19 protein-coding genes and 1 pseudogene are annotated in these 22,988 nt (G+C 70.1%); 5 read left to right on the top strand and 15 right to left on the bottom strand.

The features are described from left to right. The 4 genes from E2651_RS23865 to E2651_RS23850 all read right to left on the bottom strand — a co-directional run. Nucleotides 1–2,419, bottom strand: a 2,419-nt coding sequence (locus E2651_RS23865; RefSeq protein WP_135333253.1) for a [protein-PII] uridylyltransferase, incomplete at its 3' end; no start/stop codon positions are given. 51 nt (nucleotides 2,420–2,470) lie between these two features. Beyond that, nucleotides 2,471–2,809 carry a P-II family nitrogen regulator gene (locus E2651_RS23860; RefSeq protein WP_135333252.1) on the bottom strand — a complete coding sequence of 113 codons (339 nt, stop codon included), beginning with the start codon at nucleotides 2,807–2,809 and terminating at the stop codon, nucleotides 2,471–2,473. Beyond that, nucleotides 2,806–4,170 carry an ammonium transporter gene (locus E2651_RS23855; protein ID WP_135333251.1) on the bottom strand — a complete coding sequence of 455 codons (1,365 nt, stop codon included), beginning with the start codon at nucleotides 4,168–4,170 and terminating at the stop codon, nucleotides 2,806–2,808. Before E2651_RS23855 ends, E2651_RS23860 begins: the two co-directional genes overlap by 4 nt. A gap of 320 nt (nucleotides 4,171–4,490) precedes the next feature. Beyond that, nucleotides 4,491–5,966, bottom strand: a complete 1,476-nt coding sequence (locus E2651_RS23850) for a hypothetical protein (protein WP_135333250.1) — start codon at nucleotides 5,964–5,966, stop codon at nucleotides 4,491–4,493. 418 nt (nucleotides 5,967–6,384) lie between these two features. Between E2651_RS23850 and E2651_RS23845 the strand changes: the two genes are divergently transcribed. Beyond that, on the top strand, nucleotides 6,385–7,047 hold the full coding sequence (locus E2651_RS23845; RefSeq protein ID WP_135333249.1) for a bifunctional DNA primase/polymerase: 663 nt from the start codon (nucleotides 6,385–6,387) through the stop codon (nucleotides 7,045–7,047). A 148-nt stretch (nucleotides 7,048–7,195) separates the two neighbouring features. Here E2651_RS23845 and ftsY read toward each other — a convergent pair whose 3' ends face one another. Continuing rightward, the gene (ftsY, locus tag E2651_RS23840; RefSeq protein ID WP_135333248.1) at nucleotides 7,196–8,416 is read right to left on the bottom strand and encodes a signal recognition particle-docking protein FtsY; all 1,221 of its coding nucleotides are present in this window, start codon (nucleotides 8,414–8,416) and stop codon (nucleotides 7,196–7,198) included. 197 nt (nucleotides 8,417–8,613) lie between these two features. On the opposite strand from ftsY, the gene E2651_RS23835 reads away from it, so the two are divergent. Both E2651_RS23835 and E2651_RS23830 read left to right on the top strand, forming a co-directional pair. Continuing rightward, the gene (locus E2651_RS23835; protein ID WP_135333247.1) at nucleotides 8,614–10,056 is read left to right on the top strand and encodes a cytosine permease; all 1,443 of its coding nucleotides are present in this window, start codon (nucleotides 8,614–8,616) and stop codon (nucleotides 10,054–10,056) included. A gap of 90 nt (nucleotides 10,057–10,146) precedes the next feature. After that, on the top strand, nucleotides 10,147–11,127 hold the full coding sequence (locus tag E2651_RS23830) for an LLM class flavin-dependent oxidoreductase (RefSeq protein WP_135333246.1): 981 nt from the start codon (nucleotides 10,147–10,149) through the stop codon (nucleotides 11,125–11,127). Nucleotides 11,128–11,171: 44 nt separating this feature from the next. On the opposite strand, the gene E2651_RS23825 is transcribed toward E2651_RS23830, so the two are convergent. From E2651_RS23825 to E2651_RS23810, 4 genes are all read right to left on the bottom strand, one after another. Beyond that, nucleotides 11,172–12,596 carry a sugar porter family MFS transporter gene (locus tag E2651_RS23825; protein ID WP_135333245.1) on the bottom strand — a complete coding sequence of 475 codons (1,425 nt, stop codon included), beginning with the start codon at nucleotides 12,594–12,596 and terminating at the stop codon, nucleotides 11,172–11,174. Nucleotides 12,597–12,824: 228 nt separating this feature from the next. Next, nucleotides 12,825–16,514, bottom strand: a complete 3,690-nt coding sequence (locus E2651_RS23820) for an AAA family ATPase (protein ID WP_135333244.1) — start codon at nucleotides 16,512–16,514, stop codon at nucleotides 12,825–12,827. A gap of 284 nt (nucleotides 16,515–16,798) precedes the next feature. Continuing rightward, nucleotides 16,799–17,002: a hypothetical protein gene (locus E2651_RS23815; protein WP_135333243.1), complete on the bottom strand. Its 204-nt coding sequence runs from the start codon at nucleotides 17,000–17,002 to the stop codon at nucleotides 16,799–16,801. 382 nt (nucleotides 17,003–17,384) lie between these two features. Further along, on the bottom strand, nucleotides 17,385–17,666 hold the full coding sequence (locus E2651_RS23810) for an acylphosphatase (protein ID WP_135333242.1): 282 nt from the start codon (nucleotides 17,664–17,666) through the stop codon (nucleotides 17,385–17,387). 130 nt (nucleotides 17,667–17,796) lie between these two features. On the opposite strand from E2651_RS23810, the gene E2651_RS23805 reads away from it, so the two are divergent. After that, the gene (locus E2651_RS23805) at nucleotides 17,797–18,738 is read left to right on the top strand and encodes a CAP domain-containing protein (protein WP_135333241.1); all 942 of its coding nucleotides are present in this window, start codon (nucleotides 17,797–17,799) and stop codon (nucleotides 18,736–18,738) included. Nucleotides 18,739–18,780: 42 nt separating this feature from the next. Here the strand turns inward: E2651_RS23805 and E2651_RS23800 are convergent, their stop codons facing one another. Further along, nucleotides 18,781–19,371 carry a flavodoxin family protein gene (locus tag E2651_RS23800; RefSeq protein WP_135333240.1) on the bottom strand — a complete coding sequence of 197 codons (591 nt, stop codon included), beginning with the start codon at nucleotides 19,369–19,371 and terminating at the stop codon, nucleotides 18,781–18,783. A 174-nt stretch (nucleotides 19,372–19,545) separates the two neighbouring features. On the opposite strand from E2651_RS23800, the gene E2651_RS23795 reads away from it, so the two are divergent. Beyond that, a complete protein-coding gene (locus E2651_RS23795) occupies nucleotides 19,546–19,953 on the top strand; it encodes a helix-turn-helix domain-containing protein (protein ID WP_135333239.1) in 408 nt (135 codons plus the stop codon). On the opposite strand, the gene mutM is transcribed toward E2651_RS23795, so the two are convergent. From mutM to E2651_RS23770, 5 genes and pseudogenes are all read right to left on the bottom strand, one after another. Beyond that, nucleotides 19,926–20,786, bottom strand: a complete 861-nt coding sequence (gene mutM, locus E2651_RS23790; RefSeq protein WP_135333238.1) for a bifunctional DNA-formamidopyrimidine glycosylase/DNA-(apurinic or apyrimidinic site) lyase — start codon at nucleotides 20,784–20,786, stop codon at nucleotides 19,926–19,928. The two genes, E2651_RS23795 and mutM, sit on opposite strands and share 28 nt — an antisense overlap. 94 nt (nucleotides 20,787–20,880) lie before the next feature. Then, nucleotides 20,881–21,708, bottom strand: a complete 828-nt coding sequence (gene rnc, locus E2651_RS23785; RefSeq protein ID WP_167828878.1) for a ribonuclease III — start codon at nucleotides 21,706–21,708, stop codon at nucleotides 20,881–20,883. Nucleotides 21,709–21,715: 7 nt separating this feature from the next. Continuing rightward, complete coding sequence (rpmF, locus tag E2651_RS23780; protein ID WP_003965982.1) at nucleotides 21,716–21,889, bottom strand: 50S ribosomal protein L32; 174 nt, start codon at nucleotides 21,887–21,889, stop codon at nucleotides 21,716–21,718. Between the two features lie 2 nt (nucleotides 21,890–21,891). Continuing rightward, nucleotides 21,892–22,578 (bottom strand): DUF177 domain-containing protein, encoded by a 687-nt coding sequence (locus E2651_RS23775; protein ID WP_135333236.1) that lies wholly within the window; start codon nucleotides 22,576–22,578, stop codon nucleotides 21,892–21,894. Nucleotides 22,579–22,721: 143 nt separating this feature from the next. After that, a pseudogene (locus E2651_RS23770) lies at nucleotides 22,722–22,988 on the bottom strand (cell division initiation protein); the annotation flags it as partial.

Raw genomic sequence — 22,988 nt, 5'->3', positions numbered from 1 at the left:
CCCCCGACAGCGGCGCCCGCGGCCCCTCGCCCCCGGTCACATAGAAGGCGTCCACCGCGTTCGCCCCCAGCGTCGACACATGCGCACTGCGCACGACCACCCCGGCAGACTCCAGCGCCCGCCCGATCCGGTGCAGCAGGCCCGGCGCGTCCTGGGCCCGCACCTCGATCACCGTCGCGAGGTGCGATCCCGCCGGAGCGACGGTGACCCGGGGCGGCGGGGCCACCGTCCCGCGCCGGCGCGGATAGGCCGCGTCCCGCTCGGCGAGGCGGCCCGCGATGTCCAGGGACCCGTCGAGCGCCCGCACCAGGTCCGCCCGCAGCCGTGCCGCCTGCGGCAGGGACCCGTACTCCGCCGCGACCCGCCAGTTCAGCAGGAGCACGGAGTCCTCGCCCCCGGTCGGCAGACCCACCGCGCGGAACTCCGCGGTCCGCACCGCGAGCCGGTGCATGGCGAGCACGCCCGCGACCGCGGGCAGCACCCCCGCCTGCTCCGGCACCGCGATGACGAGCTCCACGCCCAGCGGCTCCGGATCACCCCCCGGCTCGGCCGACTCCCCCTCCGTCTGCGCCCGCAGCGCGAGCACCGGCCCGCCCGTACGAAACGCCTCCACCGCGAGCCGCTCCTGCTCGGCCGTGGGCGCCGCCTCCTCGGCCGAAGGACCCGCGGGCTCGTCCCCCGAAAGGACCCCCGCGACCCGCTTCACCAGGTCGGTGACGAGCGACCCCCGCCACGCCGACCAGGCCGCGGGCCCCGTGGCCAGCGCGTCCGCCTCCGTCAGCGCGTGCAACAGCTCCAGGGTCCCCGTCGAGCCGACCGCCTCGGCCACCGAACGCACGGTCGCCGGATCGTCGAGGTCCCGCCGCGTGGCCGTCTCGACAAGGAGCAGGTGATGCCGCACCAGCGTCGCGAGCACCGCCACATCCGCCCGGTCGAACCCGATCCGGGCGGCGACATCCCGCGCGATGATCTCCCCGGCCACCGAGTGGTCCCCCGGCCACCCCTTCCCGATGTCGTGCAGCAGCCCCGCGACCAGCAACAGGTCAGGGCGCCCCACCCGCCGCGTCAGATCGGCGGCCCGCACGGCGGTCTCCACCAGATGCCGGTCGACGGTCCAGGTGTGCACGGCGTTGCGCTGCGGCCTGCACCGCACCCGCTCCCAGTCCGGAAGGAGCCGCGTGATCAGCCCCTCGGCCTCCAGCGCCTCCCACACCTCGACGGTCGGCCGCCCCGCGCCGAGCAGCGTCACCAGCTGCTCCCGCGCCTCGGCGGGCCACGGCGTCGGCAGCGGCCGCACCGCTGCGGCCATCCGGCGCACCGCGTGCAGCGACAACGGCAGCCCGGCCTGCGCTGCGGCCGCCGCCGCCCGCAGCGGAAGCACCGGGTCCCGCTCGGGCCGGGCGGCCCGCGCGAGGACGACCTCCCCGTCCTGCTCGACGACCCCCTCGGCCAGCGGCGACCGCTCGGCCACCGCCGCCCCCTTGCCGCCCCCGAGCATGGCCCGCAGCCGGGGCCGCACGGACCGGGACCGCAGCACCCTGCCCACCTCGCGCCACGTCACGTCACTGGCGTACGCAACGGTGCGCGCGGCCTCGTACACCTGCCGGAGCAAGGTGTCGGCGTCCAACAGGCCCAGTTCCACGGCGACTTGGTCCTGCTCCTGCAGGGCGAGCCGGTCGGTGGCCCGCCCCGTGGTCAGATGCAGCGCGTCCCGCACGTCCAGCAACCGCCGCCGCGCGTCGGAGAGCCCCTCCCGAGGCGCGTCCGCCAGCCAGGAAGCGGCAACGGCCCGCAGCGCGGTCGCGTCGCGCAGGCCGCCCCTGGCCTCCTTCAGGTCCGGCTCCAGGAGATAGCTCAACTCCCCCTGCCGCTCGGCCCGTTCCTCGCACAGCTCGCGCAGCTCCGGCAGCCGCTTGGGCGCGAGGTTGCGCCAGTCGGCGAGCACGGCCGTGCGAAGGCCGGCCGTCAGACCCAGGTCACCCGCGATGTGCCGCGCGTCGAGCAGCCCCAGCTGCACCTTCAGGTCGTCGCCCGCGGTCTTGCGGGCCTCCACCGGCGTACGCACGGAGTGATCGAGCGCGAGCCCGAGGTCCCAGACGGGGTACCAGATGCGGTCCGCGAGGGACGCCACCTCGCCGGGGTCCGCGCTGCCGTCGTGCAGGAGGAGCAGATCGAGATCGCTGCGCGGCGACAGCTCGCCCCGTCCGTAGCCGCCCACGGCGACCAGGGACGCGCCCTTCGGGGCGTCCGCGGCCGTGAAGAGCCCGGTCAGCCAGTCGTCCGTGAGGTCGGCGAGGGCGGAACGGCGCGGCGGCCCGGACTGCGCCTCTCCTTGGAGGAGACGCAGCCGGGCCGCCGCGTAGCCGCTGGGGCCGGAGTCTTCCGAATCCGATTCGGTTCGTACGTCCACACTCGTCACCCAGCAGCTCCTGTCAGTCCCGCTCAGTCCCGCGTCGTCAGCCCGGCCCGCTCAGAGAGCGTCGGGTCCGCGCTCGCCGGTCCGCACCCGGACGGCCGTCTCGACCGGGATGCTCCAGACCTTGCCGTCCCCGATCTTGCCGGTTCGGGCGGCCTTCACCACGACATCCACGAGCTGTTCGGCGTCGTCGTCCTCCACGAGGACCTCGATCCGGATCTTCGGTACGAGATCGACGGTGTACTCCGCGCCGCGGTAGACCTCGGTGTGACCGCGCTGGCGGCCGTAACCGCTGGCCTCGGTGACGGTCAGACCCTGGACTCCGAAGGCCTGGAGGGCTTCCTTGATCTCGTCGAGCCGGTGCGGCTTGACGACCGCGGTGATGAGCTTCATGCGTCCACCCTCTTGTTCTTCTCGGTCGCGGCCTTCGCGGCCTCCTGGACCGGGGCCGGCACGGCTGCGCTGCGGGGCGCGGTGCCGCCGCCCGCGCCACTGAAGTCGTACGCGGTCTCGGCGTGCTGCACCTGGTCGATGCCGGAGACTTCCTCGTCCTCGCTGACCCGCATCCCGATGGTCTTGTCGACCAGGAAGGCGAGGATCGCGGAGGCGATCAGGGAGTACGCGAGGACGGCGCCGACACCCGCGGCCTGCTTGCCCAGCTGCTCGAGGCCGCCGCCGTAGAAGAGGCCCTGCGCCTTGGACTGGACGCCACCGGTGGCGAAGAAGCCGACGAGCAGCGAGCCCACGACACCACCGACGAGGTGGACACCGACGACATCGAGGGAGTCGTCGTAGCCGAACTTGAACTTGAGGCCGACGGCCATGGCGCACAGCAGACCGGCGATGGCGCCGATGGCGATCGCGCCGAGCGGCGAGCAGGAGCCGCCGGACGGGGTGATGGCGACGAGACCGGCGACGGCACCCGAAGCGGCGCCAAGCGTGGTGAACGCGCCGTGCCGGATCTTCTCGTAGGCGAGCCAGGCCAGCATGGCCGCGGCGGTGGCGACCTGCGTGTTCAGGAACATCATCGCGCCGACGCCGTCGTCGTTGCCCAGCCACGATCCGGCGTTGAAGCCGAACCAGCCGAACCACAGCAGGCCGGCGCCGAGCATGACGAGCGGCAGGCTGTGCGGCCGCATCGGGTCCTTCTTGAAGCCGACGCGCTTGCCGATGACGAGGATCACGCCGAGCGCCGCGGCACCGGCGTTGATGTGCACGGCCGTACCGCCGGCGAAGTCGATGACGCCGAGCTCGAAGGCCCAGCCGCCGGTGCCCCACACCCAGTGCGCGACCGGGAAGTAGACGACGGTGGCCCACAGCGTGACGAACAGCGCCCAGGCGGTGAACTTCACGCGGTCCGCGAGCGCACCGCTGATCAGCGCGGGCGTGATGATCGCGAACATCAGCTGGAAGACCGCGAAGACGAAGACGGGGATGGTGTAGCCGTCCCACAGCTCCGTGAGCCCTATGCCGCTCAGTCCGACGTAGTCGGACGACCAGCCGAAGAGGCTGCCGTGGTCGGTGCCGAACGCGATGGAGAAGCCGTACAGCACCCAGAGGATCGTGACGATCCCCAGGCTGATGAAGCTCATCATCAGCATGTTGAGGGTGCTCTTGACGCGGACCATGCCTCCGTAGAAGAAGGCGAGGGCCGGCGTCATGAGCATCACCAGGGCGGAACAGATGAGCATGAACCCGGTGTTGGCGGCAGACAGCTCGGGGGCGTCTGCGGCGATCGTGATGCCTGGGGGCATCGGCGTCTCCTCGTCGTCGTATGCGGCCCGTGCGGGCGGGCTGTGCGGGGTGGGCCGTTATGCGCCATGAGATTGGCGCAGCGCCGTTTCGACGGGCGCCCCTCGATGTTTCGCAGCGGTGACGAAGAGGTCGTACGTGTTACGCGTCCATGAACTGCCGGGTGGTGCGGGGAGCGGACTCATACCCTGCGACAACACACAGAACCGGCCGCGACGGCCATCCGATTGACCTGGCGTGGGGGAGCCGAGTCGGGCTGTTCGGGATGGTCCTGCCGCGGCCGGAGATCTGGCGGGCCGCCGTCAGAAGGACTCCGCGGTTTTCAGACAGCCTCCGCGGTTTCCGGCATGTCCACGGCGAGCCGCTCGGTGAGGCGTACGACCTCGCATACGTCCCCGAAGTCCCTGACGGCGGTGTCCACGGTCTTGCGCAGCCGGGTGTTGACCCGCTCGGAGCGGACCTTCTTGGCGATGTCCAGGGCCTGCCCCGCAAGCTCCGTGCTCTGCTCGGGCTCGCGCTGGAGCAGGTGGACCGTGGCCATGCCGATCAGGTTCAGGGCGTACGAACGCTGGTGCTCGAGGTCCTTGCCGAAGAGGTCGACGGCACGCTCCATGACGGGCTCGGCGAGCGAGGCGTAGGTGGGGCTGCGGCCCGCGACATAGGCCAGGTCGCGGAACGAGTGGGCGTTCTCGCCGTTCAGCTCGGCCTCGGAGAAGAAGCGGATCCAGTCCGGCTCGGGCTCGTCGAACTCCTCGGCGTCGGCGAAGGTGTCCTCGGCCATCCGCACGGCCCGCTTGCACTTGCCGGGCTGGCCCATGCTGGCGTAGGCGCGGGCCTCCATCGCATACAGCATGGCCTGGGTGCGCGGGCTCGCGCAGTCGCGGCTGCCGTACTGGGCGAGGTGGATGAGTTCGAGCGCGTCGTCGGGCCTGCCGAGGTGGATCATCTGACGGCTCATGCTGGAGAGGATGTACGAACCGAGCGGCTTCTCACCCGCTTCCTTGGCGGCGTGCAGCGCGAGGACGAAGTACTTCTGGGCGGTGGGTTGCAGGCCCACGTCGTAGCTCATCCACCCGGCGAGTTCGGCCAGCTCGCCCGCGACCTTGAACAGGCGCTTGGAGGTGGCCTCGGGCTGGGGCTCCTGCAACAGGTCCGTCACCTCGTGCAGTTGGCCGACGACGGCCTTGCGCCGGAGCCCTCCCCCGCACTGGGCGTCCCACTGGCGGAACATCACCGTCGTGGACTCGAGCAGATCGAGCTCGGGCTTGGAGAGCCGGCCCGGCCTGCGCGTCGGCGCGGACGGCTCGGGGTCGCCGGACGGCGTGGTCGGTCCGGGGACCAGCCAGCGCTGCATCGGCTCGATGAGGGCGGGGCCCGCGGAGAGCGCGAGCGAGGTGCCGAGGAAGCCGCGCCGGGCCAGCATCAGGTCGCTGCGCGAGAACTCACTGATCAGCGCGACGGTCTGGGGTCCCGTCCAGGGCAGGTCGACGCCGGACACGGAGGGCGACTGGTGCGCGGCGCGCAGACCCAGGTCCTCGACCGCCACCACACAGCCGAACCGCTCGGAGAACAGCTCGGAGAGGATGCGCGGAATCGGCTCGCGGGGATTCTCGCCGTCCAGCCACCGGCGCACCCGCGAGGTGTCGGTGGAGATGTGATGGGCGCCCAACTGGCGTGCTCTGCGGTTCACTTGGCGCGCCAGCTCGCCCTTCGACCAGCCGCTGCGCACGAACCAGGAGTTGAGCAGTTCGTTTGGGCGCTTCTCAGCGTTCGCACCACTTCCGCCATTGCCGCCCACTGGAACGCCCCCATTCCTCAAGACACTTGCACGGCCCACGCCAAGCCCTACCAGAATGCCGCGCGATGCGGCCCTCCGTCCGGAGAACGTCACCCATCGAACAGGAAACCGACTTGCCTCCGGCATACCCACGAGTGCACAACTCTCAGGGCTTGTGCACTGAAAGTAATCCTACGATCACCCCTCCCGCGAGGGCGATCGCGGAAACGCCACCATTCGCCACCCCTTCGAATGAACTCCCCGCCCGCTACAAGCGATTGACTTGACAGTGGACGACCGACAGTGGGCGGAACGGAGCACTTAGGGGCGCGAATGACCGAGCGCACCACCTCTTGACCATCGGGCGCCGCTCGAAAACAGAGGGTCACGATCCGATTCCGTCACGTAACCGCGCTGCGCTCGACCCGTTGGAGGGGGCATGGGCTTCACGATCGGCGGCATCCGGGGGACCGACAAGCCCCGCACCGGTTCACGGCGGCGGGGCCGCGCGTCGGACTGCACCGCGGTGGCCGAGTACACCGGACTCTGGGGATGGGCCGCGGTCCCCGGAGCCCGCGCGCTGGACGGCCGCTGCTCCTGCGGCGCGGCCGACTGCCCGTCCCCCGGCGCCCATCCCCTGAACTTCGCCCCCGAGGTCCCGGCCGGGGCGCGGCTCGACGAAGTGACGGAGACCTGGGGCCAGTTCCCCGGCGCCGCCGTGCTGCTGCCCGTGGGGCGCGCCTTCGACGTGATCGAGGTGGCCGAGACCGCGGGCCGCCGGGCGCTTGTCCGCCTGGAGCGCATGGGCCTCCCGCTCGGCCCGGTGTCGGCGGCCCCGGACGGCCGCACGCACTTCTTCGTGGCCCCGGGCGCCGCCGCCGAACTCCCCCAGCTGCTCTACCGCATGGGGTGGGACGACACCGACATCGACCTGCACGGCCGGGGCCCCGGCGACCACATCACCGCCCCACCGTCCGACCACGCGGGCCTCGGCCCGGTCCGCTGGCTGCGCGCCCCGGACCTGGACTCGGCGACGAATCCTCCTCAGGCCAGGCTCGTCCTCGGGACGTTGGCGTACGTCGCGCACCGCTCCCCGGCGTAGAGCCGCCCGCACACGGAAATGCCCGCCCCGGCTGCACCCTGGGGCGGGCATTTCTTCACGTACGGTGCGGGAGCGCCCCGAAGGGGCACGGTGAACTACGCGACCAGCCACGACGCACCCCGCAGGTGCAACGAGACCGGCAGAACGGCTACTCGCCGATCAACGCGTCCACAAAGGCCTCGGGCTCGAACGGCGCCAGATCATCCGCACCCTCGCCAAGACCCACCAGCTTCACCGGCACGCCCAGCTCGCGCTGCACGGCGACGACGATTCCGCCCTTGGCGGTGCCGTCCAGCTTCGTCAGGACGATGCCGGTGATGTCGACGACCTCGGCGAAGACCCGCGCCTGCACCAGGCCGTTCTGCCCGGTCGTGGCGTCGAGCACGAGCAGGATCTCGTCCAGCGGCGCGTGCTTCTCGACGACGCGCTTGACCTTGCCGAGCTCGTCCATCAGGCCGGTCTTGGTGTGCAGCCGGCCCGCGGTGTCGATGAGGACGACATCGGCGCCCTCCGCGATGCCTTCCTTGACCGCGTCGAAGGCGATCGACGCGGGGTCGCCGCCCTCGGGGCCGCGCACGGTGCGGGCGCCGACGCGCTCGCCCCAGGTCTGCAGCTGGTCGGCGGCGGCCGCGCGGAAGGTGTCCGCCGCGCCGAGGACCACGGAGCGGCCGTCGGCGACGAGGACACGCGCGAGCTTGCCGGTGGTGGTGGTCTTGCCGGTGCCGTTCACCCCGACGACCATCACGATGCCGGGCGTCTCCAGGCCCGACTCGGTCTTCACGGCGCGGTCGAAGTCGGTGCCCTCACGCGTGCCGAGCAGCGCGATGAGCTCCTCGCGAAGGAGCGCGCGCAGCTCGTCCGGGGTGCGGGTGCCGAGCACGCGGACGCGCTCACGGAGCCGCTCGACCAGTTCCTGGGTGGGGGCGACGCCGACGTCGGCGGTGAGGAGCGTGTCCTCGATCTCCTCCCAGGTGTCGTCGTCCAGGTTGTCGCGGGAGAGGAGCGTGAGCAGCCCCTTGCCGAGCGCGTTCTGCGAACGGGAGAGCCGGGTGCGCAGGCGGACCAGGCGACCTGCGGTGGGCTCCGGGGTCTCGATCTCCGGGGCGGCCTCGGGGGCCTCCTCGGTGACCACCGGGGCCTCGGCTCCGGCGCCCGGGAGTTCCACCTCCTCGATCGTGCGGCGCGGTTCGTCGCGCGGCGTCTCGGCCTCGTCGCCAACCTGCGGTTCGGCGGGAGGGGCGGTGATGGTGGGCGTGGTCGACGGGGCCTGCGGCGGCAGCTGCTTCTTCTTGCGGCTGCCGATCACGAGCCCGCCGAGCGCGCCGATCACGACCACGGCGATGACTACAGCAAGGATGACGATTTCCATAACCCACCCAGTATCAGTCATGGGTGCAACACGGGCCCAGACTGTAGCTTCATCCAAAGAACATAAGCTCATAGAGGGCACTACTCGGACTAAAGTACGATGGAGCTCTCCGTATCAACGCGCGTAGAGTCCTTGCGATCACCCCCACGGACGGATCGCGGCGTTGCGATCCGAGCGAGAGGCACGGAACCACCCCCATGAGCACCACCGCCGAAAACGAAGGCGCCCTGGAGACACGCGGCCTCGAGCCCGTCCCCGACTCCGAGCGCACGGGCCGCACCCGCGAGCTTTTCCCCACCTGGGTCGCGGCCAACATCAGCGTCCTGCTGCTCACCATGGGCGCGGGCCTCATCGTGACCAACGGCCTCAACTTCTGGCAGGCGCTGGTCGTCGCCCTCGTCTCGCCGGTCCTCAGCTACGGCCTCGTCGGGCTGATCTCGATCGCGGGCAAGCGCGGCGGCTCCCCGGGCATGACGCTCTCGCGCGCGGTCTTCGGCCAGCGCGGCAACCTCTTCCCGGGCGCGCTGATCTGGATCGCCCGGTGGGGCTGGGAGACGATCAACGCGGTCACCGGCGCGTACGCGATCATCGTCGTCCTGGACATCTGCTTCGGCGTGAAGTCCAGCACCTGGCTCACCGTCGTCACGCTGGTCGCCTTCGTCGCCTGTACGTTCGTCATCAGTGGCCTCGGCCGCAAGGTGCTGCACATCTGCAACACCTGGGCGACGTACCTCTTCGGCGCGTTCAGCGTCCTCGTCCTGATCTACCTCATCGCCAACACCGCCTGGTCGGACGTCTTCTCCCGGCCCGCGGGCTCCACCGCGGCGATGGTCGCGGGCGTCGGCGTGATCGCCGCCGGCGGCATCAGCTGGGTCCCCACGGGACCGGACTTCACCCGCTACCTGCCGCGTACGGCCTCCAGCAAGGCCCTGGTGGGCAACGCGGTCGGTGGCGCCGGCATCGTCGTCGTACCGATGGTCCTGATGGGCGCGGTCATGGCCGTCAGCACGCCGAGCCTGTCGAAGGCCACCGACCCGGTCTCCTTCCTCGGCCAGCTGCTCCCGACGTGGATCGCGGTGCCGTACCTGGTGATGGCCCTGATCGGCATGCTGCTCATCAACTCGATGTCGATGTACTCCGCGGGCTTCACCGCGATGACCCTCGGCATCAAGGTCCCGCGCACCTGGGCCGTGAGCATCAACGCGATCATCAGCCTGATCTTCGGCTACCTCCTCATGAACGTGGCCAGCAGCTTCATGGGCTCCTTCATCTCCTTCCTGACGCTGCTCGCGGTCGCGTTCTCCGCCTGGATCGGCGTCTTCGGCATCGACATGCTGCGCCGCACGACGTACGACGGTGAGGCGCTGATGGACACCAAGCGCACCAGCGCCTACTGGTACAAGGCGGGCTTCGCCTGGCAGGCCATGACCGCGTGGGCGGTCGCCCTGGTGATGGGCCTGCTCTTCACCAAGGTCGACTGGTTCAGCGGCCCGCTCGCCACCTCCTGGGTCGGCCGCAACGGCCTCGGCTGGCTGGCCACGATCCTCATCGCGGCCGTCCTTTACGCGGTCCTTCCGCGCACCCCGGCCGTCGAGACCCCCGGCGGCAAGGGCGACGACACTGAGCTGGTCTCCGCCTGATCCGGAGCAACTCCCGCCGGACACTGTTCATCTGACGCCACGTCAACTACCGTCCCCCTTCGCCGCCCATGGTGAAGGGGGACGTTCCGTATGCCCGTCACAGTCGTCCGTTTCAACCTCGTCGATCCCGATGCCACGCCCGGCTCGCTGAGCGAACGCTACAAAGCCGCCCTGGAGATGGCCGCGTACGCGGACGACCGGGGCATCTCCACCGTGCAGACCGAGGAGCACCACGGCGTCGGCAACAACTGGCTGCCCTCGCCCTTCACGTTCGCGGGCGCGGTGTTCGGCGCGACCCGGCGCATCGCGGTCACCGTCTCCGCGATCATCGGCCCGCTGCACGATCCGCTGCGGCTCGCCGAGGACATCGCCGTACTCGATCTGCTGAGCGGCGGCCGCCTGGTGACGGTGGCGGGGATCGGCTACCGGCCCGAGGAGTACGAGGCGTTCGGCGTCGACTGGAAGCGGCGCGGCAAGCTCCAGGACGAGCTGCTCGAGACGCTGCTGCAGGCCTGGACGGGCGAGCCCTTCGAGTTCCGCAGCCGCACCGTGCGCGTCACCCCGCGTCCGCACACCCGGCCGCACCCGCTGCTCCTGGTCGGCGGTTCCTCGCAGGCGGCGGCCCGGCGCGCGGCCCGGCTCGGCCTGCCGTTCTTCCCGAGCGCCCATCTCCCGGACCTTGAGGCGTACTACAACGACCGCCTCGCGGAGTACGGCACCGAGGGCTGGACGATGATGCCCGCCGCCGAGACCCCGCTCCTGCACATCGCCGACGACCCGGACCGGGCCTGGGCCGAGCACGGCGAGCACTTCCTGCACGAGGCCCGCACCTACGCGTCCTGGCAGTCCAAGGACATCCGCTCGGCGGTGAAGTCCGCCGCCACGACGGTCGACGAGCTGCGCGCCGAGGGCGTGTACCGCATCCTCACGCCCGACGAGTGCGTCGCGTACGTCCAAGGGGGCGCCGCCAATCTCGTATTGCACCCGCTGTCCGGCGGGATGCCGGTCGACGAGGGATGGCGCAGCCTGCACCACTTCTGCGAAAACGTACTGCCCCGGATCAAGGAATAGGTCCTTGGTCCGGGGCAGCATCCTCAGAGGAGGGGCAGCGGGGATTAGCCCATCTCCTCCAGGGTCTTGCCCTTCGTCTCCTTGACGAACTTCATGACGAAGGGGATCGAGAGTGCGGCGAAGGCGCCGTAGATGATGTACGAGCCGGTCAGGCTCCACTCGGACATGCTCGGGAACGTCTTGGTGATCGCGAAGTTGGCGAGCCACTGTGCGGAGGCGGCGACACCGAGGGCGGCGGCGCGGATCCGGTTCGGGAAGATCTCGCCGAGCAGCACCCAGACCACCACGCCCCAGGAGAGCGCGAAGAAGAGCACGAAGAGGTTGGCGGCGATGATCGCGGTCAGACCCTGCGCGTCCGGCAGCGAGACGTCGCCGCCGGAGCCGGTCCGGTACGAGAACGCCCAGGCCATGGTGAACAGCGCGAGGGCCATGCCGGCGGAGCCGATCAGGGCCAGCGGCTTGCGGCCGATCCGGTCGACGAAGATCATCGCGATGACCGTGCCGACGATGTTCACGATCGACGTCTCGAACGAGTACAGGAACGAGCTGCTCGGGTCGTGCCCGATCGACTGCCACAGCTGGTTCGAGTAGTAGAAGATCACGTTGATGCCGACGAGCTGCTGGAACACCGAGAGCCCGATGCCGACCCAGACGATCGGCAGGAAGCCGACCTTGCCGAGCAGGTCCTTGAACGAGGGCTTGTGCTCGCTGACCAAACCGTGGTGGATCTCGGCGACACGCGCGTCCAGGTCGATCTTGTGGCCCTCGACCTCGCCGAGCACCTTCTTGGCCTCGACGTCACGGCCGACCTGGACCAGGAAGCGCGGCGACTCGGGGATGACGAAGGAGAGCAGGCCGTAGAGGACGGCCGGGATGACCATGACGCCGAGCATCAGCTGCCAGGCCTCCAGGCCCATCAGCTCGCCGCGCTGGTCGTCGTCCGCCCCCTTCAGGATGCCGTAGTTGACCAGCTGCGAGACGGCGATGCCGATGACGATCGCGGCCTGCTGGAAGGAGGCGAGGCGGCCTCGGTACGCGGGCGGGGCGACCTCGGCGATGTAGGCCGGGCCGATGACGGAGGCCATGCCGATGCCGATACCGCCGATGAAGCGCCACACCGTCAGGTCCCAGGCCGCGAAGGGCAGGGCGGAACCGACGGCGCTCGCCGCGAAGAGGACGGCGGCGATCTGCATGCAGCGGATGCGGCCGATGCGGTCGGCGATGCGCCCGGCGACCGCGGCACCGACGGCGCAGCCGAGCAGCGCGGTGGCGATGATCCAGCCGAGCGTGTTCGCGTCGACGTCGAAGCGGTCCTGGATGGCGACGGTGGCGCCGTTGATCACGGAGCTGTCATAGCCGAAGAGGAAGCCGCCCATGGCGGCGGCCGCCGTAATGAAGATGACGTGGCCGAGATGATCCGGCTTGGCCTCTCTGCCTTCGGGCTGCGGCGCCTTCGTTGTGCTGGTCACATGGACTCCTCGGGCCACCGGCTGCATTGCCGGGGGTGGGGGCGAGCACTTCAAGTGGCGCACAACTTCACGCCGCCCACCACCTGAAGGTAAAAGCAACGTTGCAGAGACTATGCCTTCAAGTTTCGAAGTCAATACCCGGGTTCCTGTGAATTTCAGGCACGCGTGAGGTTAACTTCGTTCAAGTCTTGAAGTAGTGACGACCTAGTGAAGAGAGTGCACGGCGGGCTAGCGAAGCCGCTGGCTGATCACCTTCGAGACGCCGTCGCCCTGCATGGACACGCCGTAGAGCGCGTCGGCGACCTCCATCGTCCGCTTCTGGTGCGTGATCACGATGAGCTGCGAGGCCTCCTGCAGCTCCTCCATGATGCGGATGAGCCGCTGCAGGTTGGTGTCGTCGAGCGCGGCCTCGACCTCGTCCATCACATAGAAGGGACTGGGCCGCGCCTTGAAGATCGAAACGAGCAGCGCCACGGCGGTCAGCGACCGCTCGCCGCCGGACAGCAGCGAGAGCCGCTTGACCTTCTTGCCCGGCGGACGCGCCTCGACATCGACGCCGGTGGTGAGCATGTTGTCGGGATCAGTGAGGATCAGCCGTCCCTCACCGCCCGGGAAGAGGCGCGAGAAGACCCCTTCGAACTCCCGGGCCGTGTCCCGGTAGGCCTCGGTGAAGACCTGCTCGACGCGTTCGTCGACCTCCTTCACCACCTGCAGGAGATCGGTGCGCGTCTTCTTCAGGTCCTCGAGCTGCTCGCTCAGGAACTTATGGCGTTCCTCCAACGCCGCGAACTCCTCGAGCGCCAGCGGGTTCACCTTCCCGAGCTGCTGATACGCCCGTTCGGCTGACTTCAGCCGCTTCTCCTGCTCGCCCCGGACGTACGGAACGGGCTTGTTGCGCGGGTGCTCCGGGTCATCGGGCAGCTCCTCGCCCTCGGCGGGCGGCGACGGCGGCACGAGCTGATCGGGGCCATAGTCGGCGACAAGGCCCGCCGGCTCCACTCCGAGCTCCTCCAGCGCCTTGGCCTCGAGCTGTTCGATCCGCATCCGCTTCTCGGCACCGAGCACCTCGCCCCGGTGCACCGAGTCCGTCAGCTTGTCCAGCTCCGCCTTGAGGTCACGGCCCTGGTTCCGCTCGGCGACCAGGTCGCGCTCCCGGAGCTCCTTGGCGCGCTCGGCCGCGCCGCGCTCCTCGTCGGCGCGTACGAGAGAGACCTCGACGTGCGCGAGGAGCTGCCGGGCGCCGCGTGCGACGGCGTCGGCGACCGCCGCCTCGTGCCGCAGCCGGGCCTTGCGCTGCTCGGCACGCGCGCGTGCCTCGCGTTCGCCGCGCGCGGCCCGGTCGAGCGAATCGGCACGGCCCGCAAGACCCTTGACCCGCTCCTCATGCGTACGGACCTGAAGCCTGGCCTCCATCTCGGTCTGCCGCGCGTTGGCCCCGTCGGCGGCGAGCCGATCGCGCACGGCGGTGTCGGGCTCCTCCTCGGCCGGTGCCTCCTCGGCGACCATCAGCCGCTCGGCCAGCTCCTCGGCCTCCTCGACCGCCTTGTCGAGCGCGTCCTGCGCCTTGGCAGCGGCGGCGGCACTGCGCTCGGCCTCACCTGCGGCGCCGCGCGCCTGCCCGGCGAGCGCCCCCAGCTGCTGGGCCACGGCCGACTTCTCCCGGTCGGCGGCGCGCCTGCGCTCCCCCAACTCCTCGACGAGCGCGGCCACTTCCTTACGCCGCTCGCCCGCGATGTGCTGCTCTTCGGCGAGCCGCTCGCAGGCCGTGCCGAGCTCGGCGAGTTCGGCCGCGGCCTCGTCGACGGAGGCCTGCACCTCCAGGAGGCTGGGCGCACCCGCGGACCCGCCCTGCGCGAAGTGCGCCCCGAGCAGGTCACCTTCGGTGGTCACCGCGGTCAACTCGGGCCGTGCGTAGACGAGATCCTCGGCATCCTCGAGCGTCCCCACGGCCACGATGCCGCGCAGCAGCCGCCGCACGGCAGGCATCAACTCATCGGGCCCGCGCACCAGTTCGGCGACGAAGGGCGGGCCTTGGACGACTGCGGACCGGGCACCATCGGGGGCGCCGCCGAGCTGACCGGGCAGCGCCTGCGCTCGGGCACTGCTGCCGGGGACCTCCGGTCCACGCGGGCCCGCACCCCCCGACTCCGCACCGCGCGCGCCGGCCGAGCCGCCGTAGCCCCCGTCCCACGCGTCCGGCGCCCCCGCCAGCAACAGCGCGGCCCGCCCCCCGTCCTGTTTCCGCAGCAGTCGGATGGCCTCCGCTGCCGAAGCGGGTGTGCTCACCGCGATCGCGTCCGCCGCGGCACCGAACGCGGCGGCGACCGCGACCTCGTACCCCGGAGCGATCGTGAGCAGCTCGGCCGCGGGTCCCAGGAGCCCGGCGATACGGTCCTTGGCGGCGAGCAGTGCCCCCGTGCCGTCCTTGCGGCGGAGGCCGAGGGAGAGTGCCTCGTGCCGGGCGGCGACCGCGGCCCGCTTGCGTTCGGCCGCGGTGGCCGCCTCCCGCGCGGCGGTGAGCGCGGCCTCGGCGTCGGCGAGGGAACGCTTCGCCTCCTCGTGCCGCCCGGCGAGCTCCGCGTCACCGGCGTCGAGCCCGTCGACCTCCGCCTTCAGCTGCTCGTACTCCTCCTGGGCGGCGACGGCGCGCTCCCCCGCCTCGTCGCGGGCCACGGCGAGCCGGTCGATCTCGGCCTGTGCGGAGCCCGCCCGCGAGCGCGCCGCGTTGACCTGCCCGTTCAGCCGCGCGAGCCCCTCGCGCCGGTCGGCGATGGCCCGCGCCACGTCCTTCAGGCGACGCTCCTCGACCGCCAGCTCCCGCTCCAGGTCGGCCCGGTGGCCCACCGTGTCCTCAAGCGCGTGCTCGGCCGCTTCGAGGGCCGCAGCCAGCTCCGCCTCCTGCTCACGGATCCGCGCGGCCTCGCGCTCCATGTCCTCGGGGTCGCGGCCACGGCGCTCCTCCGGCGGCGCGGCGGTCGCGCTCTTGACCCGGGCGTCGGCGAGCGAGACGGTGCCGCGCACCCGCTCGGCCAGCTGCGACAGCTCGTACCACGTCTGCTGCGCCTGCTGGAGCCGCGGCGTGAGGCGCCGCACCTCGTCCTCGAGCTCGGCCTCCCGCTGCAGTGCCTTCTTCAGCTCGGCCTCGGCGGCGTCCTTGCGCTGCTTGAGCGCGGCCTCGTCCGCGACCTCGGTCTGCAGCGCGTCTCTGAGTCGTACGAGATCGTCGGCGAGGAGCCGGAGGCGGGCATCGCGCAGATCGGCCTGGATGACGGCGGCCCGCCGGGCGACGGCGGCCTGCCGACCCAAGGGCTTGAGCTGGCGCCGCAGTTCGTCGGTGAGGTCCTGGACGCGGGCGAGGTTGACCTGCATCGCGTCGAGCTTGCGCAGCGCCTTCTCTTTGCGCTTGCGGTGCTTGAGAACGCCGGCGGCCTCCTCGATGAAGGCCCTGCGTCCCATCGGGTCGGCGTGCAGCACCCCGTCGAGCTGGCCCTGCCCGACGATGACGTGCATCTCGCGGCCGATGCCCGAATCGGAGAGCAGTTCCTGGATGTCGAGGAGGCGGCAGGTGTCCCCGTTGATCTGGTACTCGCTGCCGCCGTTGCGGAACATGATCCGCGTGATGGTGACTTCCGCGTACTCGATGGGGAGCGCGCCGTCGGAGTTGTCGATGGTGAGGGACACCTCGGCCCGGCCGAGCGGCGGCCGCCCGGTGGTGCCGGCGAAGATGACGTCCTCCATCTTGCCGCCGCGCAGCGACTTGGCGCCCTGCTCGCCCATGACCCAGCTGAGCGCGTCCACGACATTGGACTTGCCGGATCCGTTGGGTCCGACGACGCAGGTGATGCCCGGCTCGAACTTCAGCGTCGTGGCGGACGCGAAGGACTTGAAACCGCGCAGGGTGAGGGCCTTGAGGTGCACGCCGTCGGACTCTACCTTTCACTGTCAGTTTCACCCATGAAGATGCAGGGCACATCAGACGTTAAAGGAAGCAGACGGCACGGGGGCAAGAAAGAAGGGACGCCGAAGCGTCCCTTGCAGATCTGGACAATCGATCTGGACAAGCGGCTGACATGGGCAGCCCGACCACTTGCGTTAGCAGGCAGCTCACAAGGCGAAAAGCGCGTGACGCACAATGATCTTTACGTCAATGATCGTTGCGCAGCACCTTGCGAGGAAAAACGCCTTTACCGAGATGGCAGTGGTCAGGTGAGCGCAGGCTCCGCCTGGGGTACGTCGATGCTCTCCAGGAGCGATTCGTGAGAAGCGGCAGCCGCGAGCGCGTCGTTCTCGGCCTGGATCTTCACGAGCTCAGATTCCAGGTCCTGGACGCGCTGCTGGAGCCGTCGCATCTCGGCGAGAAGTCGCGGGTCGGAACCGCCGACGTAACCGAGAAGCGCCTTTGCCATGATGGATGGTCCTCCACAATGAGTGACCGACCGAAGCGGTGTGGGTCGTGAGGGAATCGCACCCGCGGTGCTTGGCACTCGTTGTTCCTGCTGGTCTTGCTGGCCGTTCTCACATGCCAAACAGCTAAGGTGCGCGGGGCTTCCAGAGTCTCACCAAAAAGTTTGACGGTCAACACGATCACGCCCCGTATTGGCGGGCAACCCGGGGGCATCTCGCCGTCAAAACTGCGGCGCTGCCTCTGCTGCGGGGCCCTGGGGGCGTGTCGATCATCCTTACTTGCGGAGCCTGCCACGACACGCGGTTCTTGGCAACCACCAGGTCTTTCCTGCCCCCGGCAGTTGCCTTCGGCACTCCTGCGCGGGCCCGCACTTCCAGTCTCCCTCAGCGAATCGCGAACGTCTCGTAGATACCGCGCGGGGTGTCCCAGATCTCAGTGACTCCGTCGACGCGACCGGGTGTGTCGCCGTCCCGCAGCCAGTCGAGCAGCGCCTCGGCGCCCGCTCGGGGACCCTCTGCGACCACTTGTACGCGACCGTCCTCCAAATTGAGAGCAAAACCACTCAGGCCGCCGATCTCCAGGGCCCGCGCCCGTGTGAACCAGCGGAAACCCACGCCCTGCACCCGGCCGCGCACCCAGGCGGTGAGTCTGACTTCTTCGTTCATAGGTGCACGCTAACCGGCCAATTGCTCTCGGAGCACTTCGCCCCCATGCGCCATCGCGTACAGTCCCGACTCGATGAGCCTCACTCGTATGGGTGAGTCACGTTGACCGCTAGGACGAGGAAGGCCAGAGATGGGACGCCACCGACGCTCCGGCGCAGGGGGAGCCGCCACCGGCCGCGCCACTGGGGCACCCGCCTCGTACGCCGACGACTACGCGGGCGCCCCCGAGCCCCGCACCGCCGCCGTGTCGCACCGCCGCAAGGGCCGTGTCGCCGCACCGGTGCGCACCGGCCTGCTCGGCGTGTCCGCCGCTGTCGCGATGGGCGCCGTGGCGATCGCCTCCGGCCTTGTTCCCGGCTCCGACAACTACTCGCTGGGCGGTGGCGACTCCAACAAGGTGCGCTCCGCGAGCTCCCCCACCGGTGTGGCGGCGCAGGGCGGCGCGGACGCCGAGGCCGACGCGGGACGCGAGTCGACCCCGCCGAGCCGTGACACGGACCGCTCCGAAGCACCGGACCCGTCCCCCTCGCAGTCCACCGCGAAGCCCTCGCGGACGCCGTCCGAGAAGCCCTCGTCCCAGGCACCGAAGCCCAAGCCGGAGCCGGAGGAGAAGACGCAGGCGCCGAGCCCGTCGCGCACCGCCCCGCAGAAGCCGAAGGCGCCGCCGGCCGCGAGCCCGAAGCCGCCGCCCGCGGAGTCCGCGGCCGAGGCCACGGTGCTCACCCTCGTCAATGTGGAGCGGGCCAAGGCGGGCTGCTCCCCCGTGCGCGCGGACGACTCGCTGGCCTCGCTGGCCGGTGACTTCAGCTCGGACATGGCCACCCGCGACTTCTTCGACCACACCGACCCGGACGGCGCGACCCCGTGGGACCGCGCCGAGAAGGCCGGGATAGCGGATCTGGGCGGCGAGAACATCGCGCGCGGCCAGGCCAACGCCCAGTCCGTGATGGACGCCTGGATGAACAGCGCGGGCCACCGCGACAACATCCTCAACTGCGACTACAAGACCCTGGGCGTCGGCGCGCACTTCGCGCCGGGCGGCCCTTGGTGGACGCAGGACTTCGGCTTCTAGAACACACCGAAACTCCGGCTTCCGGGCCGCACCGGCCGGGTCTCAGGCGGCGACGGCCGCCCGGCCCGTCACGAACACCCGCGCGGTCTCCGTGATCCGCCGGCCCAGGTGCTCGGCCGTGGCGATGTCCGCCTTGTGTACGCCTTCGGGGCCCTCGTCGGAGTTGGTCTGAGCGGCGGCGCCCGAGAAGAAGCCGAGGCGGTTGAGGTCGTTCTCGGAACCCTGGGTGGAGTTCCAGCCCGGCATCAGGCCGAGGTTCACCCAGTGCATGGCGTGCTGCGCGGCGAGCGTCTGGAAGAACTGCAGGGTGTGCAGCTTGTCGCCGCTCTTGGAACCGGAGTTGGTGAATCCGGCGGCCAGCTTGTCGTGCCAGGACTTGGCGAACCAGCGCTTCGACGAGGCCTCCGCGAAGACGTGGAAGGCGCCGGAGGCCGTGCCCATGTAGGTGGGCGAGCCGAAGACGATCGCGTCGGCGGCGTCGAGCAGCTCCCACTCCGCGTCGGTGATCTCGTCGACCTTGATCAGGTGCACGGTGGCGCCCGCGTCCGCGGCTCCGGCGCGGACCGCCTCGGCGACGACAGTGGTGTGGCCGTAGCCGGAGTGGTAGGCGATCGCGACAACGGGGCTTGTCATGTCGGGCGTGCTCCTCATGCGAATGCGAATGCGAATGCGAATGCTCAGGCGAATGCGACAGGTCGGCGTGCGACAGGTCGGTGGTGGCCTCGGTGAGGCACGAGAAGAAGGAAAGCACTAACTTTTGGTTAGCGCAATCTGATGGTTAGCGCTGCGCGCGAGTATGCTGTCCGCATGGATGCGACCACCCGGACCGAAGACGCCCCGACCCCGGACCTGGCGTACGACGTGTTCTCCAGGCAGTGCCCCTCGCGCGGCACGCTGGAGCACGTCACGGGACGCTGGGGCGCGCTCACCCTGGGCGCGCTGAACGACGGCACGTTCCGTTTCAACGAACTGCGCCGCCGTGTCGACGGCGTGAGCGAGAAGATGCTGTCCCAGACGCTGCACGCGCTGGAGCGCGACGGCCTGGTGCACCGCGAGGCGCAGCCCACCAACCCGCCGCGCGTGGACTATGAACTCACCCCGCTGGGACGGGAGTTCGCGCAGCGCCTGATGACCCTCGTGCACTACATGGAGGGCCGGATGGACGACGTACTGGTGGCGCGGGAGCGCTACGACACGGAGCGCGGGGGCCGCTGACAGCGCGGGCAGAAGTAGCTGGAGCGGTTCATCCAGGGACGCCTACGCATCGCTGTTCCGCAGCGGCGGCACGGCTCGTCCTCACGCCCATAGGCGTCGAGCGACCGCTCGAAGTAGCCGGACTCGCCGTTCACGTTCACGTAGAGGCTGTCGAAACTGGTGCCGCCGACGGCGAGGGCCGCGTTCATCACATCCCGTACGTGGCCCAGGAGTTCGGCGGTGCGGGGACGGGTGAAGGTGGCGGTGGGGCGTTCGTAGTGCAGCTTCGCCCGCCAAAGGGCCTCGTCCGCGTAGATGTTGCCGACCCCGCTGATCAACGACTGGTCGAGCAGGGCGCGTTTGATCGTCGTACGACGTCGGCGCAGCGCGGTGTGGAAGGCCGCGTCGTCGAACTGCGCGTCCAGCGGATCGCGTGCGATGTGCGCGATGACGTCGGGCAGCCCTTCGGGGGTGTTCTCGTGCAGCGAGAGCCCGCCGAAGGTGCGCTGGTCGACGAAGCGCAGCTCGGTGCCGAGCGTGTCGGCGAACCCCATCCGGATCCTCAAGTGCTTCTCGTCGGGCGCCTCTTGGGGCTGTACGAGCAGCTGGCCGCTCATGCCGAGATGGGCGAGGATCGAGGTGCCGCTGTCCTCGAGGGGCAGCCAGAGATATTTGCCGCGCCGCATCGCCGTACCGACGCGCTGCCCCTTGAGCCGCTGCGCGAAGTCCTCCCCGCCCGCGAGATGCCGCCGCACGGCACGGGGGTGCAGCACCTCGACCTCGATCACGGTGCGATGAGCCACCCAGCGCTCAAGGCCGCGCCGAACGACTTCGACTTCGGGCAGCTCGGGCACGGGGCTTGTCCATTTCGGAGTAACGGGCGGGTGGGGGAAAAGCTGGTGCCGGCCACCCAAGAGGCGACCGGCACCAAAAACGGTGGAACAGAGGTCAGGCGGAGGGCGCGTCCGCAACCCCGTCAGCCGAGGCGGCAGCCGCCTCCGCCTTGATCCGCTCATCCGCGGCAGCGCGAATCTCACGCCAGGCGGACTCCGCGGCCTGCTGCTCCGCTTCCTTTTTGCTGCGGCCGGTGCCGGTGCCGTACGAGACGCCTCCGACGCGGGCGGCAGCAGTAAAGGTCTTCTCGTGGTCCGGGCCGCTCTCCGTGACGAGGTACTCGGGCACGCCGAGGCTCTCGGTGGCGGTGAGCTCCTGGAGGCTGGTCTTCCAGTCCAGGCCCGCGCCCAGGTTCGAGGACTTCTCGATCAGCGGGTCGAAGAGCCGGTGCACCAGCTCGCCCGCCGCGTCCAGACCCTGGTCCAGATAGACCGCGCCGATCACCGCTTCAAGGGTGTCGGCGAGGATGGATGCCTTGTCCCGGCCACCCGTGCCCTCTTCGCCCCGGCCGAGCCGGATGAAGGAGCCGAGGTCGAGGCCGCGACTGACCTCCGCAAGCGCACGCGAATTGACCACCGCGGCCCGCAACTTGGCCAGCTGGCCTTCGGGCAGGTCGGGGTGGGTGCGATAGAGCGTGTCCGTGACGACGAGGCCGAGCACCGAGTCCCCGAGGAACTCGAGCCGCTCGTTCGTCGGCAGGCCGCCGTTCTCGTACGCGTACGAACGGTGGGTCAGCGCACGCACCAGAAGGGCGGACTCGAGTTGGTACCCGAGCCGCCCTTCCAAAAGCGTGTGGGACGAGGCCGTGTTCTCCGCCTGCTTCTTGGCGTTTTCCGCCTTGGCGTCATCCGCCGTTTTGTGGCTAGACACGGTGCCTCTCACCAGCCGCTCAGACCTCGAGGACCTGGCGCTTGTTGTACGTGCCGCAGCTCGGGCACGCGATGTGCTGCAGCTTCGGCTCCTGGCAACGCTCACACGAAACCAGGGTGGGGACCGCAGCCTTCCACTGCGACCGGCGGTGGCGCGTGTTGCTGCGCGACATCTTCCGCTTCGGAACAGCCACGGCTACTTCTCCTGCTTCTCGTCGACGCCAGCTTCGGCGCCGCTCATCTCGTCCTTCTCGCCGTCCTGGATGGTCCCGGCGAGTCCCTGCAGTGCCGCCCAACGAATGTCGACGGCGTCATGGTGGTGGTCCGGGTCGTCCGCGAGCCGCGCTCCGCACTGGGAACACAGGCCCGGACAGTCGTCCTGGCACACCGGCTGCATCGGCAGTGCGAGCACTACCGCGTCAAGCAGCACAGGCTCGAGGTCGAACATGCCGTCCTCGAGATAGAGCCTGTCCTCGTTTTCTGTGGATTCCTCGGCGCCGCCGGCCGGTTCCGCACTGCGGCCCCGGTCGTCGGCGTCAGGGTACGAGAACATCTCCTGGAAATCCGCGTCGACCTCAAGCTTCAGCGGCTCCAGACACCTTACGCACTCCCCCTCGGCCGATGCACGGGCGGTGCCTGTGACAAGCACCCCTTCCATGACCGACTCCAGGCGGATCCTCAGCTCGACCGGGGCGCCCTGCGGCACTCCGATGACCCCTTCGATGCCGAAGGTCGCCGGCGGACCGGGAGCCTCGACGGAACGGGTCAGCCGCTGCAGCGCACCAGGACGCCGACCCAGCTCGTGTGTGTCGAACACGAGAGGGTTTCGGTGATCAAGGCGAGCACTCAGGGCTTTTCCTGCTTTCGAATCCTGGAAGTTCAAGGAGGCCACCCCGACGCGAGAACCACTTGCTCTCTCACGAGACGGGCAGCCTGGATCGCGGACGTACGCGCGACCGAAGAGCCAGGATACTGGACCATTCGCTCTCGGCCCAATCCGGTCTCGGACAGGCCGCTCGCCCGGTGCTAGCGACCCTGTTCGTACTGGCGCAGCTGCTCCGCGGTGATCATGCCGGTGTCGAAGAGGCTGGCCTCCTCCAGCGCCGCGGGTGCCTCGTACTGAGGCTGCTCGTAGCCCTGCTGGTAGCCGTACGGATCCTGCTGCTGGTACCCGTACGGATCCGGCTGGGCGTACTGCTGCTGATACGCGTACTGGTCCTGCTGCTGGTACGCGTAGGGGTCCGGCTCCTGCTGGGCTGCCGGGGCGTACGGCTGCTGAGCGGGGATCTGGGG

The sequence above is a fragment of the Streptomyces sp. MZ04 genome (assembly GCF_004684775.1).
Classification (GTDB): domain Bacteria; phylum Actinomycetota; class Actinomycetes; order Streptomycetales; family Streptomycetaceae; genus Streptomyces.
Note: the sequence above shows the minus strand (reverse complement) of the source record. Positions and strands in the feature narration are given on the sequence as shown.

Bases quoted from the DNA above. Each gene is read 5' to 3' on its own strand.
- E2651_RS23860 (WP_135333252.1), bottom strand. From the start codon at position 2,809: ATGAAGCTCATCACCGCGGTCGTCAAGCCGCACCGGCTCGACGAGATC.
- E2651_RS23795 (WP_135333239.1), top strand. From the start codon at position 19,546: ATGGATGCGACCACCCGGACCGAAGACGCCCCGACCCCGGACCTGGCG.
- E2651_RS23835 (WP_135333247.1), top strand. From the start codon at position 8,614: ATGAGCACCACCGCCGAAAACGAAGGCGCCCTGGAGACACGCGGCCTC.
- ftsY (WP_135333248.1), bottom strand. From the start codon at position 8,416: ATGGAAATCGTCATCCTTGCTGTAGTCATCGCCGTGGTCGTGATCGGC.
- E2651_RS23810 (WP_135333242.1), bottom strand. From the start codon at position 17,666: ATGAACGAAGAAGTCAGACTCACCGCCTGGGTGCGCGGCCGGGTGCAG.
- E2651_RS23845 (WP_135333249.1), top strand. From the start codon at position 6,385: ATGGGCTTCACGATCGGCGGCATCCGGGGGACCGACAAGCCCCGCACC.
- E2651_RS23815 (WP_135333243.1), bottom strand. From the start codon at position 17,002: ATGGCAAAGGCGCTTCTCGGTTACGTCGGCGGTTCCGACCCGCGACTT.
- E2651_RS23830 (WP_135333246.1), top strand. From the start codon at position 10,147: ATGCCCGTCACAGTCGTCCGTTTCAACCTCGTCGATCCCGATGCCACG.
- E2651_RS23805 (WP_135333241.1), top strand. From the start codon at position 17,797: ATGGGACGCCACCGACGCTCCGGCGCAGGGGGAGCCGCCACCGGCCGC.
- E2651_RS23855 (WP_135333251.1), bottom strand. From the start codon at position 4,170: ATGCCCCCAGGCATCACGATCGCCGCAGACGCCCCCGAGCTGTCTGCC.
- E2651_RS23800 (WP_135333240.1), bottom strand. From the start codon at position 19,371: ATGACAAGCCCCGTTGTCGCGATCGCCTACCACTCCGGCTACGGCCAC.